This is a genomic window from Lactococcus sp. EKM203L (assembly GCF_011800585.1).
In the GTDB taxonomy this organism is placed as follows: domain Bacteria; phylum Bacillota; class Bacilli; order Lactobacillales; family Streptococcaceae; genus Lactococcus; species Lactococcus lactis.
This window is the reverse complement of record NZ_JAALEQ010000001.1, coordinates 66,396-83,793: the sequence shown is the minus strand read 5'-3', so window position 1 is coordinate 83,793 and position 17,398 is coordinate 66,396. Positions and strand designations below refer to the sequence as shown.

Here is a 17,398-nt window from a genome sequence, read left to right as displayed (position 1 = left end):
GTTTATTTTTTATGCGAATCACCTGAATAAATTACAATGACCATTCCCTGATTGAATGAAACTTTCATTTGGTCACTGATAAATTCATTACTAGCATAGATTTGACTAAAATTATCCTCTGCTTTCAAAGGATATTTTGCTTCTTCAATGGCTAAACTATCCTTTGTTTCTACTTGAACAAATCCAACATATTGGTAAGTTAGCTTTCTCTTTAGTAAATGCTGACCAGGCAACAAATAGGTCACCAAATTTTGTCGGTCAACTAAAGTCATTTTTGGAGCGAGGGCTTGATATTTTGGTCGTGTTGCTAAATAAGCATTGGTCAGTAAATGGTCCAAACGTCCACCTAAAGCACCAGCAATTACAATTTCCGCATCAGCAAAATACTCTAAAACAAAATCTAAAGCCGCTTCTAAATCTGTCAAATCTTTTTCAGCAGGCAATTTAATCAATCTGTCAGTACTGACAGAAATTTTTTCAAGTTCAATTTTACTGACAGAATCAAAATCACCAATTGCTAGAGCCAATTGATAACCTTTTTCCACTAAAAATAGTGACCCTCTATCCACACCAATATATTTATCAAAACTTTCATTAGGTATAAAATCTGGCAAACCAGCCACAATCAATATTTTCATCTCTCATCCCCTGAGCCTGAAATCTTGCCACGGCTCAATCGACTCTCTAATTTCTCAATATTTTCACTCGCAATTTGTTCAAGAGAAATTCCTAGATAACGTGCACTCGTTGCTACATACCAAAGAATATCACCAAGCTCCTGACCGATGGCCTTTTTATCATTGACTGACAGCTTTCCCTCTTGGTCGCGGATAACTTTTTTTACCTTGTCAGCCACTTCACCTGCTTCACCAGATAATCCCAAAACTTTATCCACAAATGCAAAATCTACTTCATTTTGACTCTCTATTTTTTCATTCAAATCAAATTTGATAATTGCTTTTTGGTAAGCATCTAAATCCATCTTCTCCCCTTTAAGATTACAAAATTACTTTTTAAATTTTTTTCTCATTTTCACTTCCATAAAAATATCAGCTAAAATTGCCAAAACCATTTCCTGATAGTCTGCTTCGTCAATCAGAGCATGACGTAAACAACCTTGTTCATAATAAAGGTCACAAAGTTGTCTAAAAAGTCTGTGGTATTGTGCCACTTCATCTGGCAATCCTCGCATATTTTCATAAGCCATGTTGACAAATAATAAAAGCATCACCTCTTCATCAAGATTTTCTGGTTTGATTAAATATGAACGATAAGCACTAATGACAAATTCTGCAATAAAATCGGCCACAAACTGCGAACCAAGATAATCATATTTATAAATCTCATAAGTCATCAAAGCTCTTTCAGCCATTCGCTCAGCTAACTGCCTTGTTGCCAAATCTATCATTGCTTCATATTCATCATCCGACCACTTCATCCGAGGTTCTTCTTTATTTTTCATAAGTTAATTATATCACAGTCTTGCAAAGGCTATCATTCTCCAAATTTATTAATCATTTCATACAATATTCTTTTAAAACTAGCATTAAACCTCTTAATAGTAAAAATAAAAAACCTCTTAAAGTAGAGGTTTTTTATTTTTATTAAGGTTGGATACGGTTAATCATACGTGGGAATGGAATTGCTTCACGAATATGTTCTGTCCCAGCGACAAAAGTAACCATACGTTCAAGACCAAGTCCGAAACCAGCATGAGGAACTGAACCAAATTTACGAAGTTCTAAATACCAATCATAATCTTTAGGATCTAAACCGAAATCAGCAATTTTCTTAAGTAACAAATCATAATCAGTTTCACGTTCTGAACCACCAATGATTTCGCCATAGCCTTCTGGAGCCAAAAGGTCAGCACACAAAACGCGTTCTGGGTTACCAGGGACTGGTTTCATGTAGAAAGCTTTAAAACTTGCAGGATAGTTGACGATAAATGTTGGAACACCATAGTAATTTGAAATCCATGTTTCATGAGGCGAACCGAAGTCATCCCCATGTTCTACATGCTCATAATCTGTATCTTCATCATTTTCGTGTGCTTGCAACAAATCAATAGCATCATCATAAGAAACACGTTTGAAAGGTGTATCAATATACTTTTGCAACATGCTTGTATCACGTTCAAGTGTTTCAAGAGCATAAGCAGCATTATCCAAAACACCTTGAATCAAAGCTTTCACATACGCTTCTTGAATATCCAATGATTCATCATGAGTAACAAATGGATATTCTGCATCCATCATCCAAAATTCTGTCAAATGACGACGAGTTTTTGATTTTTCAGCACGGAATACTGGTCCAAAGTCGAAAACACGTCCAAGAGCCATTGCTCCTGCTTCAAGATAAAGTTGTCCTGATTGTGACAAGAAAGCAGAATTACCAAAATAATCTGTTTCAAAGAGTTCTGTTGTGTTTTCAGCAGCATTTCCTGAAAGAATTGGGCTATCAAACTTAATGAAGCCATTTTTCGCAAAGAAATCATAACTTGCATAGATGATTGCATTACGCACTTGCATCATTGCCATTTGACGTTTTGAACGCAACCATAAATGGCGGTTATCAAGGAGGAATTCAACGCCGTGTTCTTTTGGCGTAATTGGATAATCATGTGATTGACCAATCACTTCCAAATCAGTCACATCAAGTTCATAACCAAATTTTGAACGTGAATCTTCTTTAACGACACCTGTCACATAAACTGAAGTTTCTTGTGAGAGATGTTTAATTTCATCAAATTTAGCTGTTCCTTCTTCTTCACCAAATTTTTCAATCATATTTGGTTTGAAAACAACAGCTTGGAAAAATGCTGTTCCATCGCGAAGTTGAAGAAATTGAAGTTTCCCTTTACCTGATTTGTCAGCAACCCAAGCGCCGATTTTTACTGTTTCACCAACGTGGTCCTTGACGTCGATGATTGAAATTAAGTCTTTCATAAATAAGTCCTTCTATATTTTAATTTTATAATTTTTAAATAATACTTTTATAACTTTTCAAGCCAGATTTCTTTTAAAGTTTTTAAATCTTCTTTGAATTCTTTAGTGGTTTGGAGCTCATCTTTTTCTAATTCTTCAAGAACTTCCAATTCAAAATCAGCTGTTTTCGCTGCTTTTTCAATGGCATAAGGTAAGCCAATTTTCGTTTTTTCGGCAAATTCAAAACGATTTTTTACACCTGCTAAATCTGGTGCTATATCAATATAGCGTTCATTCGTTTCGAGATTCTTATAAGCAACAACTGCTCCAACTTTTTTTGAAAGTTTATAGGCCGATTTTGCTTCTTTCTTATCGATCATTCATTCATCCAATCTTTTAAACGTGCCACTGCAACTTCTAAATTTTCAAGACTTGTTGCATAGCTCAAACGCACATTTTCTGGAGAACCAAAACCTGCTCCTGTAACCAAGGCTACACCTGCTTCTTCAAGAATAGCAGTTGTAAAATCAGTCACATCACTATAGCCTTTCATCGCCATTGCCTTAGTCACTTTCGGGAATAAATAGAAAGCACCATTTGGTTTTACAAGTTCAAATCCTGGAACCTCAGAAAGTTGACCATAAATGATATTTAAACGTTCTTCAAATGCTGCATGCATTATCTCAAAACTATTATCTCTTTCTTCAAAAGCTTCTATTGCTGCGTATTGAGCGACAGCAGTTGGATTAGAAGTCGTTTGGCTCGCAATCTTAGTCATCGCAGAAATAATTTCTGGATCACCTACAGCTAGTCCAATCCGCCAACCAGTCATTGCAAATGTTTTAGAAACACCATTAATCACTGTCGTTCTTTTCCGAATTTCATCAGATAGACTTGAAATTGCTGTAAATTCCGCTCCATTATAAACTAAACGATGATAAATATCATCTGCCAAAATTAATAAATCATGAGCAAGGGCCCACTCTCCAATGGCTGTTAATTCTTCTTTAGAATAAATCATCCCTGTTGGATTAGAAGGTGAATTGAGTAATAAAATTTTACTTTTACTTGTTCTTGCTTCTTCTAATTGCTCAACCGTAACTTTAAAATTATTCTCTTGCTTGGCTTCTACAATTACCGGATTTCCTCCAGCCATTTTCACTTGGTCAACATAAGAAACCCAGTAAGGAGCAGGAATGATTACCTCATCGTCAGGGTCAACAGTTGCCATAAAGTAAGCATAAAGGGCAAACTTTGCTCCAGCTGTAATCAATATTTCATTTGGTTGAATTTCATAATTATAAAAACGCGTCCAATAATGTTGAACTGCATTTTTTAATTCTGGAAGTCCACCAGCTTGTGTATAAAAGCTCGCCTTGCCATTATCGATTGCTTCAATAGCTGCTTGACCAATTATTTTTGGTGTTGGAAAGTCTGGCTGACCAAGTGTCAGGTCAATAATATCTCGCCCTTGTGCTTTTAATGCTTTTGCGCGATTTGCCGCAGCAAGAGTGACGGACTCATCCATTTTTAATACAAAATCAGAATTTTTTTTCATATCAACTCTTTCCCTGACTCAAAGTCATAAACTTTAAAACCATTGCTATTATTTACTTCCCAAGCCGGTTTCCCTTTGTAAAGCGCTAAGACAACTGATTTCGTATCTTTTGTCGTTAAGCTTGCTGGTGAAACCCCTTGCGATAATTTAACTTCTTTAATTTTACCAGATTTTTTTGGAATTAGAATTCCAATTTCTTGATTCGCTTTATTAAGGCCAACAATTGAATAAGTCACGGTGTCAGTTGCAGCAATATCAAATCCTGTCGCTTTAACTAAATCTGTTTTTTCTGTGGCAATGTCAATCGCTTGCGCTCGAACGGAATGATAAGGATTTAGACTCTTCCAAAAGAAAAGACTGATAGACAAATAAATGGCTAAAATTATCACTAAAATTCCAATTATAATTTGCGAATGTCGAGTCATTTTTCGCTTTTTCATATTTTTCTTCTTTCAAAATTTGAGAAAATCTTTTTTCAAAGATTATTTGAAGGCTTATTAGTAAAATTTCTCATGATTAGGAAAAAATAATTTGTCCAATTTCCCATTTTAAGTTTTTGCTTAAACATGTTTTATTATATCAAAAAATTCTTGATTTCGCTGATTGTGTCTAGTAAATTCAGCATTTTTACAGGTAAAGTTTCTGAAAGATTTTTTCGCATTCTTTTGGCGTAAGATTTTCCTGCAAGTCTTTTATCTAATACGACAATACTTGAGTACTGATTTTTACGACGGTTTACCCGACCAATGGCCTGACGTAATTTTAAAGTTGCCATTGGAACATTAAAATCATAGAAAGGATTTTCAAACTTTTGCGCATATTTTTTAGTTAAAATATCATCAGGCGTTGCAAAAGGAAGTCTTGGAATAACAAGAATCACTTGATTTTGCTTATCAAAATCGACTCCCTCCCAAAAAGAACCCAAACCTAATAAAATTTTTCCTTCACCTTTATCAAACTTTTTCTTGATTTGGGCTGGACTCCCATTAATATCTTGTGCTAAAATCTCAAACCCTTCAGCAGATAATTTCTCAGCAACAAAAGTCAAAGCCATTTTTGAAGTAAATAAGACCACCATTGGCAAATTCAATTTTGAAAGTTCTCCAATTGAATTTGCTGTGTAATCTGCATAATCAATTAAACTTAGATTTTTGATATTAGGCGCATCTGTCACCGTCAGCAATTGCTGATTAGTGGCTTGATTTCCTTCAATTTTGAAAAAGCGATAGTCTGTAAAACCAAGCAAGTCAGGAAATGACGGTTTGTCTTTAGATAATGACAATGTCGCTCCCAACATAAAAAGTTTGGTATTTTTAGGAATCAATCGTTCAAAATTATAAAAATCTTGGTCACTCGCATAAAGCATCCCATTTTCACGCCAGACAATTTGATTATCAGCTTCTAAAAGTGCTGACAGATTTCTCAAGCCAAGTTCATCAGCATCTATCTTTATTTTATTTAAATCAAGCTCTTTTTTATTAAGCTGAAAAACAAGACTTTCTTGAAGCCTTTTGGTCAGCTGGGGATTTTCACTTGTTTCAGCATCAATTTTTATCAGTTCGTCAGTAATTTTTAAAGATTTTTGACCCGCATTTTCCATGATAGGAAATAATTGTTGAGCCTCATCAACAACAAGAACACGATTTTCCAAAAAAGTTTCAGGATAGTCAGCTAAACGTTCAATCAAATAGGCATGATTCACCACTTTAATTTCAGCCTGTTCAGCTTCTTTTTGGGCTTTCAACCAAAAATCTTGTTCATAATGAAGCTGTTTTGTATTGACATAGCCATCATGGCGAATGACTTCAAAATAGTCATCATTAGTCATGACTTTTGAAACTTCATCCAATTCGCCTGTCCTTGTTTCTGTCAGCCAAATTAAAATTTTCATTTTAAAAATTTCAAAATTTTTGCCGTCAGTATTATTTAATAAAAGCTCAGAAAATTTTCTCAGAGAAATGTAATTTTTAGTCCCAACAATCTTGGCCATTTTTAAACCAAATGTTTTCCCAAGTTTTGGTGCCACATCATTTACTAATTGCTTTTGGAGAACTTTGGTTGCTGTTGAAACGACCAAACCTTTTCCTGAGGCCAAAATTGGCAGTAAATAACCATAAGTTTTTCCAAGTCCTGTCGGTGCCTCAATAAAACTTGCTTGTAAATGTGTAAGCTCTGTTTCCATTAAATGAGCTAATTTTTCTTGTTTTGAGCGAGAAGCTAAGCCCAATCTACTGATATTTTCTGAAAAATTTGCTGACAAGTCTGTCAGTGGACTTTTTTTACTGACAGAAGCCCTAAACTTACGCGTCGCAATATTATGAACCACTTTAAAGCCAGCTGGTCGAATTTTTGTTTTATCCAACTGCTCTTGTAAAAAAGTTTTACTTTCAAAAAGTAAATTGTCCGAATGTCTAAGCAACTCTTCCAAAACGCTTCTTGGTAACTTTTGGATTTTTGCTTCTATTTTCAGCAATAATTCAGCTGTAGCATACGCATCCGAAACTGCGGCATGCGGATGGTCATGCGCTAAATCTAACTTTTCGCTCAATGATTCTAAACCATATTTTTCAAAAGTTGGATAAAAAACACGCGCCAAATCGACTGTATCGACACGCAGCATTTCATTAAATTCCAAGCCAGCATTAAGAAAACTTTTTTCCAAAAGTCCATAATCAAACCTAGCATTATGAGCAACAAAAACACTGTCTGTCAGTAATTCTCGCACTTTTCCAGCAACTTCTGAAAACTCAGGAGCCGTCTTTAACTGTTTATCTGACAAACCTGTCAGTTCACTAATCCTTGGAAGCAAAGGTTCATGTGGATTGACTTCAGTGGAAAAAGTTTCAACAATTTCTCCATCTTCAACAAGAACAATCCCAATCTGTATAATTTTATTTTCACTACTATGAGCATCGGTCGCTTCCAGATCCACCACAGCATATCGAGTCATATTTTTCACCTATTTCTTACAGTTTTCTTTAAGTTCATAAGTCATCAAAATTTGCTGACAGAATTTCAATAGAGAACTTCTATTTCTGTCAGTAATTTTTTCCACTATTTTAAAGAAATTCACTTCATCAATTATACCATAAACCATTTTTTAACAGTTTTCTTTTTACAAATTGACAAAATAAGAGTAAAATTAAAATATAGATAAAAACTTATGAAGGAGTCGCCTATGTTAGATAACTATAAGAAAATCCTTGTTGGTATTGATGGTTCGGTAGAAGCTACTAAAGCTTTTGACAAAGCAGTTGCAACAGCACTTCGTAACGATGCTGAACTCGTTATCGCTAACGTCATTGACCTTCGTGCCTTCCAATCTATCTCAGCCTATGATTCAGTTGTTGCTGATGATACACACAAAGGTGCTGAAAACCTCATTAATGACTTTGCTGACGAAGCAAAAAAAGCTGGCGTTAAAAAAGTCAAAACTCGTGTTGAATTCGGTTCTCCAAAAGTCATGCTTGGCCAAACTCTTCCAAAAGAAGAAGAAATTAGCCTCATTGTTCTTGGAGCTACTGGTCTTTCTTACATTGAACGTATCTTTATCGGTTCAGTGGCGGATTACATTATCAAAAATGCACCATGCGATGTCCTCGTCGTTCGTCAATAAAATAAAAAAGCGGAGCCTCTTAAAGCTCCGTTTTTTTATACCTCAAATACAATCTACACTCGTTTAACTTCTAAAATATGAGGAGTAATTTTATCCATTTCAATAATAGTAATTTTCAAATTATCAAATTCGAAAGTCTGACCCACCTCAAGTGGCTCATTTTGCTCTAGTGAATAATTTGTAATAAACCCACTAATCGTTTTACTTAAATTATTTTGAGCCAAATCAATATTAAACAGTTCTTCAAATTCAGATAAAAGCAATTTACCATCTACCTGATAAGTAGTCGGAGAAAGCTTTATTACCAATTCTTTCTCATGATCTTCTTCATCCTGAATATCACCAACTAACTCTTCAAGAATATCCTCAATTGTCACAAGTCCACTTGTCCCACCATACTCGTCCAATAAAATAGCAAAATGTTTATGCTCTTTTTGCATCTCTGAGAGTAATAACTTTACGGGAATAGTATCAATAAATATAATGGGTTCTTGCATGATTTTCTTTATTTCTTGACCAGGAGCAGTTAAATACTCTTTAATCAAATTTTGGAGCGTAACATAGCCTAGAATATCATCTTTAGTTTTAGCAATAATAGGGAAACGAGTGTGCCCTTTTTTAATCGCAAATTTTAACGCTTCTTCAATCGAAACATCAACGGGAATCGTCTCCATATCTAATCTCGACACCATGATATCCTTAGCTATCAAATCATCAAATTCAAAGACATTATTGAGATATTCGTACTCTTTTTCGTTGATTTCCCCTTTAATAAAACTTTGATTAGCAATTAAAATTAACTCTTCTTCTGAATGGATTTCATCACCTTCAGTAGCCAAACTTAAATTAAACAATTTACCAATTGAACTTGCTGAAGCATTTAATAACCACACAAAAGGATAGGTAAGTTTATAAAAATAATGGAGCGGAGCAGCAACCGTTAAGACAACTCCTTCAGTTTTTGTAATACTTAAAGATTTTGGAATAAGTTCTCCGATTACCACATGAACAAAAGTAATTAATAAAAAGGCTAAAATAATAGACAAGCTGTCTAATAACGCAGAAGGTAGAGGAACATAAGACAAGAGGGGAGCTAAAATACTATGCATTGTACTTTCACCTACCCACCCAATTGCTAACGAAGTCAAAGTGATTCCAAGTTGACAGGCACTTAAATAAGAATCAAGGTGATTGACGATATTAAGTGCTAATTTTGCCCTTTTATTATTTTCTTTTTCTAATGTTTCTAAACGACTTTTACGTATTTTTACCAGCGAAAATTCAGCCGCAACAAAAAATGCCGTAAGAAAAATCATTAAAACTATTATAAATAAATTTAAAATCACTATTTTTTCCTTAATTTCTCTCTATTATTTCTCGAATTTCTTTTTAGGATTGCTATACTTAAAACTAATATTTAAAAAATACTTCTTGAATTCAAAGAACTTAATGAATATCCCTCCTATTTACTCGATTAAATATTTATCAATTTAACTCTAAAATATCTTCCTCATTGACAATAGGAAAGTTTTTAAATTCCTTCTCATTTTTCAAGGATTCTGACAAACTTATTTTCCTGATTCTTTGATTACCATAAGTTGAAAAATAATAACTTAGAGTTTCTGAGCACATATATGCCGAATAACAAGTGAAATCACTTGCTCCATGCTCAGTTATAACAATTCCTTTTGGAATACTTACAGATTCTAATATATGGTGACAAAGCGTAATAGCGGCTAATTCATTACTTGGTTTCTCAGCGTAGTTTTTTAAATAAGCCATTCTAACAAATCTTGAAGGAGGCGTAAAATCTCCTGGAAATCCAAAAGTACCTGAACCTTGACTAAATGGTTTTAATATCTTTCCTAATAGTTCGATACTTTCTTTTTGATTAGGTGTAAAAGAAAGATAATTTCTTAAATTAGTTTCGTGCCATTGGTAATCTGGACTATTTGTCATCACTCCAATTGAATCTTTTATAATTGAAAGTCCACCTTGCCTTGGTTCAATAATCAAACTTTGACCACTAGAATCAGAAAAAATAAAATGTAAAGGAGGCGTAAGACCTAAGGTTGGATTAGTATCATTAATAATAACAAATTTTTTATCAAATAAATCAATGATTTCTTCTAAATTACTAGCTTGAGTGAGGACCGTTGGAATAACCATATCAGGTGAAATTCCCTTTTGATTTTTTTTGATATTCTCACTATAGTCAGCATAGCCTGGGAAATATAAAGTCGCACCCATTAACCCTTTTTCATTGATTCCATCAAAGAGTACTGGATGACCCTCTTCCATCGCACCCATCCCTAAACAAGCATAGGATGTTTCAATTGTCTCTTCATTAGAGTGGGCAATTCCTATCTCCTTGTTTCTTGGAATAAAAAGAATTTGTTCCGCCATTTCTATTTGAAAATCCATTGTACGAGAAAGAAAATGTTTATTATCTTGACTCTCTAGTGTAAAACTACTACATCCAATCATCTTTTGTACCTCCAATGTATTCTATTAACTTAATTATACATCAATTAGCAAAAGAGTTCAAAATCACTTTTTTATAATTTATAATTTAAATAAATACTTTGGAAATGCTCGATATAATCCTTCTCAAGTGAGAGTCCTTCACTTAAGTAGCCCTCAAAAGAACCAAAATTTTCATTCATTATTTCTCTGGCATGAAATAAATAGTTCTTATCCACAGTAAGAGCAATCTGTAATCCCTCGATTTGGTCTTCAGTGAGTTTTTCTTTCAATGAATTGATAATTTCTTGATTCACCTCTTTGCGAGCAATATTCGTTTTGAGATAATCCTTCATAATCTCCTCATCAGAAGCTCCTGCCAGTCTTAAAAGCAAGGCAGCCGCAAATCCAGTTCTATCTTTTCCAGCAAAACAATGAAAATAAACAGCTTGTCTTTGCTCTAAAAGATCCAGTAAAAAAGCTCGATATCCTTCTAAAGCAGACTTACTGATGACGATACTTTCATAAGTTTTCATCATCGCCTCACTAATATCTGTGGCATTAATAATCATATCCTGTAAAGAGCCATTATTTCCTGAAGTTTCAGAAGCTAAAATATCTATATTTTCATATTTAATTCCTTTGAGTTCAACATCTGGTTGAGTAGTGACCTCTTCTTGCCCTCTAAAATCATAAATTTTCCCAATTTGGAATTTATTCGTAAGAATTTTTTTATCCTCAGCTGTTAAATCGGTCAACTGACCTCCTCTAAAAAATATATTCTTTTTTAGTCCGGATTCTTTTGAGTTTTGTGCCTGAATATCTCTAAAATTTACTAGCATATTGCCTCCTCGATTAATTATTAGTTAGGCTTATTATAGCATTTTTAAATGAATTAATTTTTAAATTCGTAAGTTCAAATCTTAAAAATCATCAAACAAAAGAAGCTCAAATCATAAATTTGAGCTTCTTTGACTTTAGAATTGCGAAAACTAAAGTGAGGGTATTTTTACAAAAAAACTTGTAAACAAAAGTTAAATAAAACTATTTGGTTGCCATCTTATCAGATGAAACACCAATTTCTGACCAAGTATTCATTGCACCATAGTCAAGCGTCATCCCAACTACCCGTTTGTTAACTGGGGTGTAGTTGATAGCATAAGCCGTTGGAACAACATAAGCCTTTTTATTCATATCTTTTTGATATTTAATAAAAGCAGCCTTACGATAAGTTGAATCCTCAGCTTTGGTTGAATCAATATCATTCAAATCTTTTGTAATTTCAGGGTCATTAAAGTGACCAAAGTTATAAGGTGCCGCTGCTGAGAACAAGTCTTGTTGAGAAGGTTCTCCTGAGAGTGACCATGCACCGTCAGTGATATCCCAATCATCTGATCCTGGAGGAGTCGTCATATGGCCAACCCAAGAATTAAATTCCATCAATTTACCATTATAAAGACTTACTTTTACTCCAATCTTCTTCCATTGTTGGATGTAGTTTTGGGCAATGGTTTCGGAGTTTGCATCACATACACGAGCTGCATAAACAAGCGATAATTCTTTTCCATCTTTTTCACGATAGCCTGTAGATTTATTGAGTTTCCAACCGTCTTCATCTAAAAGTTTATTCGCTTTATCAAGGTCTTGTTTTTCATAACCTTTAACTGACGGGCTAGTAAATTCTTTGAAGATTGGTGGAATCAATCCATTAGCAGGTGTGGCAAGTCCATTAGAGAATTTTGCTTGAACTGCTGCGACATTTCGAGCATAACCAAGGGCTTCACGAACATTTTGATCTTGCAAAGGTGTTTTGCGGTCTTGAACACTAATTGACTTTTTCACATCATAGTGACCAAGATTATAATACATCAAACTAATATATAATTCTTGTTGACCCAAAACTTTATAGCCTTTGACATCTTTCACCTGTTTATACTGGCTTGCGCGCATATCATTGATATAATCATATTTGTGAGCAGAAAGGGCCGCGACTGATTTAGCGGTTGATACAATTTCATAAGTAATTGAATTTAATTTTGGTTTTTCACCCCAATAGTAAGGATTTGGGACATATTTAATAGATTCACCAGCAACCACATTTTCCGGTTTAAAAGGGCCTGTAACCAAAGGTTTTGTTGTCGATTTTGGACTAGAAGCCAAATCTTTAGGGGCGACATCTTTCAAATATTGATAAGGAGCTACAGTTTCAAGAAAATAACCATTTCCTGTTTGATTCATTCCAGGCGTCATTTCTTTAAATTGAACCTTGATGACTTTTCCGTTTTCACCATCTGGGAAAGTAATCCCTGAGATTGTTTTAGCTTTACCCGCATGATAATCACTCAAGCCAACAATATTTGCCAGAGAATCAGTCCAACGGTCGGAACCATAAGCAGGATTAGCGGTAAGCTCATAACTGAACTCATAGTCTTTAGCTGTCACTTCTGAGCCATCAGACCATTTCAAATCTTTACGCAAGGTAATCGTTGCTGTTTTTGCATCTTTGTCAAGACTTACATTAGCAGGCCCACCATTGATATATTTAAATGAACTGTTGGTAAAGAAGAGACCATCTTGCCCACCACCAGGGCTAGACATAGAACCAAAGGTAGCATCATCTGAAAGTGGAGCCAACCATTCAGCTTTCATCGGTGAGTCACTTTGATAAGCAATCTTTAAATTCCCACCTTTGATTGCCTTGTCCGGATTTTGATAAGCAACATCAAAATTCCCCGCTTTTAATTTTTTGGTACTTGTACTTGAGTTCTGGTTAGAGCCATAAGCACTTAGGAGTGCAGCTGCTAAAACTACACTACTTGCCAATAAAGTTACTTTTAATTTTTTCATCTTAGTTCTCCAATAATTTCTTTTTAGTTCTTACTTCAATATAATATTTAATTTATCATATCCATTTTTAATAGATAAACATCCTTTATAACTTTTGAATGATGTTCATCTTAACGATTGCCTTTGGTCAGCTACTCGTCTTAGCGCATTTCCAATAAAGATAATGGCAAGCACCACAATTAGGATGACCACTGTTGCTGGAACCCAAGTCCAAGGCTTATCAGTCATTGTTTCTGGATTAGTCGCTTCATTTATCATTGTCCCCAAAGATGGTGTCCCTGCTGGAAGTCCAAAACCTAAGAAAGAAAGCCCTGTTTCTAAACCAATATTTCCAGCAAAAACAAGCGTTGCTTCAGCAATGACTAAGGTGGACAAGTTGGGCCATATTTCCCGAAACATAATTTTAAAATCAGAGGTTCCCGAAGTTTTTGATGCTCGAACATAATCTCGATTGACTTCGGTCATTGTTCTTGCCCGAATTAAACGAGTTGTCCCTATCCAACTAAAGATACTGATAATCCCAATCAAAGACCAAGAATTAAAACGTGGGATGATAGTTACAAAAACAATAATGATCATCAATGATGGTAAAATCATAACAAAGTCAGTGAAACGCATGAAGATTAAATCAAACCGTCCGCCAAAGTAGCCCGTAATTACCCCTAAGATATTTCCTACAACTAAAGTAATAAGTGTAACTGCAAAAGCGATATTGAAAGAGTTTCGTGCAGAAATCATTAACATCATGATGATATCTCGACCACCATTATCAGTTCCCAGTAAATGTCCATTTGTCAGTGGTGCAAGATACTGGTCCATAATATTAACATCAACATAATTTGATTGTTTTAAAAACATCGAGTAAATATAAACGATTAGAAAGACAGCAACTAGGAAAAGTGCTGAAATCAGTGCTAATTTGTCATTCTTTAGTTCTTCTTTGATTGAGTGAACTAATGATAAAGAATTTTTGTGTTTTTTTTCTGTCATTTTCACTCCTTATTGAATCCGAATTCGTGGGTCAACCATTGCCATGATAATATCCGACAGGAGGGCTCCAAGAAGTCCCAAAAAACCATTTAATAAAATCAAAGCCGTAATCATTGAATAATCTCGCCCAGTGATTGAAGTAATAAAAAGTTGTCCTAAGCCAGGATAGCCAAAAATTGTTTCAGCAAAGATTGCTCCTCCCAAGAGTCCAGTAATCACAAATCCAAAATTAGAAGCAATTGGTAATGAGGCATTTCTCAAAATATGACGTCTAAAAATCACTTTTTCCTTAACCCCTTTGGCTCGAGCCGTTCGTACATAATCTTGTGTTTGTTCATCTAAAATTCCTGACCGGAAGTAAGTAAAGATTCCAACTGTTCCAAAGACCGCCAAACTAAAAGCCGGAAGAATCATATGATAAATCTTACTAAAGAAAACAGGAATGGTTCCCATCGCATTTGGACTTACCGTCCCACCTGTCGGAAACCAATTAAGACTATAACCAAAGATAAAGATAATCAAGAGATAGAATACGTAAGGTGGAATACCAAAAGTAATTGAATTATAGGTCAACCACAATTGGTCTTGCCATTTTCCTTCATTTCGAGCTGCAACTATCGACATTGGAATAGCAAATAAGTAAGTTAAAATAACTGACAAAAGTGACATCCAAAAAGTATTAACCGCTCTATGTCCAATGACAGTCATCACGGGCTCTTTGAGATTATAGGACATTCCTAAATTCCCATGTATGGCATTCCCTAGCCACCTGAGATACTGCTCCCACCAAGGGTCATATAAACCTGCTGCCCGTCTTAATGCTTCAACTTCATGTGGGTCGGTATGAGGACCAATCAACCCTGAAAAAGGATCACCAGGCATCAATTTAGCAAAGAAGAAAATAAGAATACTCAAGATAAATAATTGAGGAATCATCAATAAAATACGTCTAATAATTACTTTCCACATTTTCCCCTCCTTTTGGCAAAGCAGCCCAATGACTTTCACTTAATTTTTGTAAGGGCAAAGCGTGTCCGTCTTTATCATAAAAGTTTGCTTTTTTATCCTCAAAGTCTTGTTCAACTTTTAGACGGTTTTTCCGATTTTCCGCTCTTCTTGTAACATCAATCGAAGGGATAGCAGATAAGAGTCGTTTAGTATAAATGTGCTGTGGCTCATCAAAAATATCTCTTCGTGTTCCTTTTTCGACAATTCGACCGTTGTGCATGACTGCAATATTATCGGTCATATGGCGGACAACCCCTAAATCATGAGAAATAAAAAGAAACGCAATTCCCAAGTCTTTTTGAATGAGCTTCATGAAATTCAAAACCTGAGCTTGAACAGATAAGTCTAATGCCGAAACTGGTTCATCTGCCACAATTAACTTAGGATTAGTAGCAACTGCCCGTGCGATTCCAATTCTTTGTTGTTGACCTCCAGAAAATTGGAAAGGATACTGTTCTAAAGCTTGTTTAGGTAGTCCAACAATATCCAATAATTCATGAATCCGTTTATTTTCTGTCTTAGCATCTAATTTTTCAAAATTTCGAATAGGCTCCGCAATGATATCGTAAATTGTTTTCCGTGGATTCAAACTCGAAAATGCATCTTGAAAAATCATTTGAACATCTTTATTGTATTTGAGCTGGTTTCTTATCTTTTTTTTGCTGACATCTTGTCCTTTGTAAATCAATTGTCCTGATGTCATTTGTTCTAAACCAACAATTGTTTTACCAATCGTTGATTTTCCAGAGCCAGATTCACCAACTAAACCGACAGTTTCTCCTTCATGAATCGTTAAATCTACTCCATCAACGGCTAAAACATTATCTGTCACTCGATTAAAGAAACCAGATCGAATAGGATAATAAACTTTTAAGTCCTTTAAATTAAGAATTTCGCTCACTTTTCACCCCCTTTCAATTTTTGATCTGGAAATTCAAATTTTTTCCAAGCCTGACCTCGAACAAAATGATTTAGAGAAATTTCAGTCATTTTTTCCGAAATTACTTTTTGAGCTTCTTCTTTCATCCAAGGCACTCGAGCGAGAAATAAATCTTTGTCATACTCAATTTCTGACAGAGAAGGCACAGACCCTGGAATCACATATAAATCATCCGAAACTGTTTCGGCAGATGGATTTGAACGCAAAAGTGACCGGGTGTATGGATGTTTGGGATTTTGAAAAAGCTCTTCAACAGAAGCTTTTTCGACGAGTTGTCCAGCATACATCACCGCCACTGTATCAGCAACTTCAGCAACAACTCCTAAATCATGAGTAATTAGAATAACCCCAGCATTCTTCTTCTTTTGTACTTCTAAAATCAAGTCTAAAATCTGAGCTTGAATAGTAACGTCTAAAGCAGTCGTTGGCTCATCAGCAATAATCAAATCTGGGTCATTGGCAATGGCTATTGCAATCATTACTCTTTGTCTCATCCCGCCTGAAAGTTGGTGAGGAAATTGATTAACGACTCTTTTAGGATTTGGAATTCCTACTTGTTCTAAAAGTTGAAAGATTCTACTTTCATACTGATTTTCTGGATAAACATCATGCACGGCCAACATTTCCTTGATTTGCTGCCCAATTTTCATCAATGGATTAAGCGCAGTGAGTGGATTTTGAAAAATCATTCCAACTTTACTTCCTCGAATACTTGCCATGGAATCACCCGTTTTACCAATCACTTCTTCATCATCCAATAAAATGGAGCCTGTAATTTGAGTTTGATTTGGGTTATGTAATCCCATAACAGCAGTTGCAAAAGTTGACTTCCCAGAACCTGATTCCCCAACAATGGCTAAAACTTCACAACGTCTAAGACTTAAATCAATATCATAAATTGCTTTTTGAAATTTACCAGCAATTCGAAAAGCAACACTCACTTGTTTTGTTTCCAAAATATTTTCACTTTCCACATTTACCTCCATCCTGTATTCTTATTTATACTTAATGTCTTTTATTGAAAACAAATTACTTTTGTTTCAAAACAA

At 34.9% G+C, this 17,398-nt stretch carries 17 protein-coding genes; 1 reads left to right on the top strand and 16 read right to left on the bottom strand.

From position 1 onward, the window contains the following. Nucleotides 1-2: 2 nt before the first annotated feature. The 8 genes from HFD15_RS00460 to HFD15_RS00425 all read right to left on the bottom strand — a co-directional run bounded on the left by HFD15_RS00460 (nt 3) and on the right by HFD15_RS00425 (nt 7,435). Nucleotides 3-638 carry a thiamine diphosphokinase gene (locus HFD15_RS00460; RefSeq protein WP_010906154.1) on the bottom strand — a complete coding sequence of 212 codons (636 nt, stop codon included), beginning with the start codon at nt 636-638 and terminating at the stop codon, nt 3-5. Beyond that, nucleotides 635-982, bottom strand: coding sequence for a nucleoside triphosphate pyrophosphohydrolase family protein (locus HFD15_RS00455; RefSeq protein ID WP_012898400.1), 348 nt, complete (start codon nt 980-982; stop codon nt 635-637). Before HFD15_RS00455 ends, HFD15_RS00460 begins: the two co-directional genes overlap by 4 nt. A gap of 24 nt (nt 983-1,006) precedes the next feature. Next, nucleotides 1,007-1,462 carry a hypothetical protein gene (locus HFD15_RS00450; protein ID WP_023189074.1) on the bottom strand — a complete coding sequence of 152 codons (456 nt, stop codon included), beginning with the start codon at nt 1,460-1,462 and terminating at the stop codon, nt 1,007-1,009. Nucleotides 1,463-1,604: 142 nt separating this feature from the next. Continuing rightward, entirely contained in the window at nt 1,605-2,948 is a 1,344-nt protein-coding gene (gene asnS / locus HFD15_RS00445; protein ID WP_029344376.1) for an asparagine--tRNA ligase, read from the bottom strand. Between the two features lie 47 nt (nt 2,949-2,995). Continuing rightward, nucleotides 2,996-3,307, bottom strand: coding sequence for a hypothetical protein (locus HFD15_RS00440; protein ID WP_058208849.1), 312 nt, complete (start codon nt 3,305-3,307; stop codon nt 2,996-2,998). Beyond that, nucleotides 3,304-4,485: a pyridoxal phosphate-dependent aminotransferase gene (locus HFD15_RS00435; protein ID WP_003130293.1), complete on the bottom strand. Its 1,182-nt coding sequence runs from the start codon at nt 4,483-4,485 to the stop codon at nt 3,304-3,306. The genes HFD15_RS00440 and HFD15_RS00435 overlap by 4 nt, the downstream gene beginning before the upstream one ends. Then, the gene (locus HFD15_RS00430) at nt 4,482-4,925 is read right to left on the bottom strand and encodes a DUF5590 domain-containing protein (protein ID WP_003130291.1); all 444 of its coding nucleotides are present in this window, start codon (nt 4,923-4,925) and stop codon (nt 4,482-4,484) included. Before HFD15_RS00430 ends, HFD15_RS00435 begins: the two co-directional genes overlap by 4 nt. A gap of 134 nt (nt 4,926-5,059) precedes the next feature. Continuing rightward, nucleotides 5,060-7,435, bottom strand: a complete 2,376-nt coding sequence (locus HFD15_RS00425) for an ATP-dependent DNA helicase DinG (protein WP_023189077.1) — start codon at nt 7,433-7,435, stop codon at nt 5,060-5,062. A 228-nt stretch (nt 7,436-7,663) separates the two neighbouring features. Between HFD15_RS00425 and HFD15_RS00420 the strand changes: the two genes are divergently transcribed. Continuing rightward, entirely contained in the window at nt 7,664-8,101 is a 438-nt protein-coding gene (locus tag HFD15_RS00420; RefSeq protein ID WP_010906159.1) for a universal stress protein, read from the top strand. Nucleotides 8,102-8,154: 53 nt separating this feature from the next. On the opposite strand, the gene HFD15_RS00415 is transcribed toward HFD15_RS00420, so the two are convergent. The 8 genes from HFD15_RS00415 to oppD all read right to left on the bottom strand — a co-directional run bounded on the left by HFD15_RS00415 (nt 8,155) and on the right by oppD (nt 17,323). After that, on the bottom strand, nt 8,155-9,447 hold the full coding sequence (locus HFD15_RS00415; protein ID WP_010906160.1) for a hemolysin family protein: 1,293 nt from the start codon (nt 9,445-9,447) through the stop codon (nt 8,155-8,157). Between the two features lie 139 nt (nt 9,448-9,586). Continuing rightward, nucleotides 9,587-10,588, bottom strand: coding sequence for a choloylglycine hydrolase family protein (locus HFD15_RS00410; protein ID WP_167593487.1), 1,002 nt, complete (start codon nt 10,586-10,588; stop codon nt 9,587-9,589). A gap of 71 nt (nt 10,589-10,659) precedes the next feature. Further along, nucleotides 10,660-11,406: a tyrosine-protein phosphatase gene (locus HFD15_RS00405; protein WP_167593485.1), complete on the bottom strand. Its 747-nt coding sequence runs from the start codon at nt 11,404-11,406 to the stop codon at nt 10,660-10,662. 202 nt (nt 11,407-11,608) lie between these two features. Continuing rightward, entirely contained in the window at nt 11,609-13,411 is a 1,803-nt protein-coding gene (locus tag HFD15_RS00400; RefSeq protein ID WP_167593483.1) for an oligopeptide ABC transporter substrate-binding protein, read from the bottom strand. A gap of 105 nt (nt 13,412-13,516) precedes the next feature. Then, the gene (gene oppC, locus HFD15_RS00395; RefSeq protein WP_043735900.1) at nt 13,517-14,401 is read right to left on the bottom strand and encodes a murein tripeptide/oligopeptide ABC transporter permease OppC; all 885 of its coding nucleotides are present in this window, start codon (nt 14,399-14,401) and stop codon (nt 13,517-13,519) included. 9 nt (nt 14,402-14,410) lie between these two features. Next, nucleotides 14,411-15,370 (bottom strand): murein tripeptide/oligopeptide ABC transporter permease OppB, encoded by a 960-nt coding sequence (gene oppB, locus HFD15_RS00390; protein WP_021722649.1) that lies wholly within the window; start codon nt 15,368-15,370, stop codon nt 14,411-14,413. Then, on the bottom strand, nt 15,351-16,310 hold the full coding sequence (gene oppF, locus HFD15_RS00385) for a murein tripeptide/oligopeptide ABC transporter ATP-binding protein OppF (RefSeq protein ID WP_081200055.1): 960 nt from the start codon (nt 16,308-16,310) through the stop codon (nt 15,351-15,353). Before oppF ends, oppB begins: the two co-directional genes overlap by 20 nt. Further along, on the bottom strand, nt 16,307-17,323 hold the full coding sequence (oppD, locus tag HFD15_RS00380) for a murein tripeptide/oligopeptide ABC transporter ATP-binding protein OppD (RefSeq protein WP_167593481.1): 1,017 nt from the start codon (nt 17,321-17,323) through the stop codon (nt 16,307-16,309). Before oppD ends, oppF begins: the two co-directional genes overlap by 4 nt. Nucleotides 17,324-17,398: the final 75 nt, after the last annotated feature.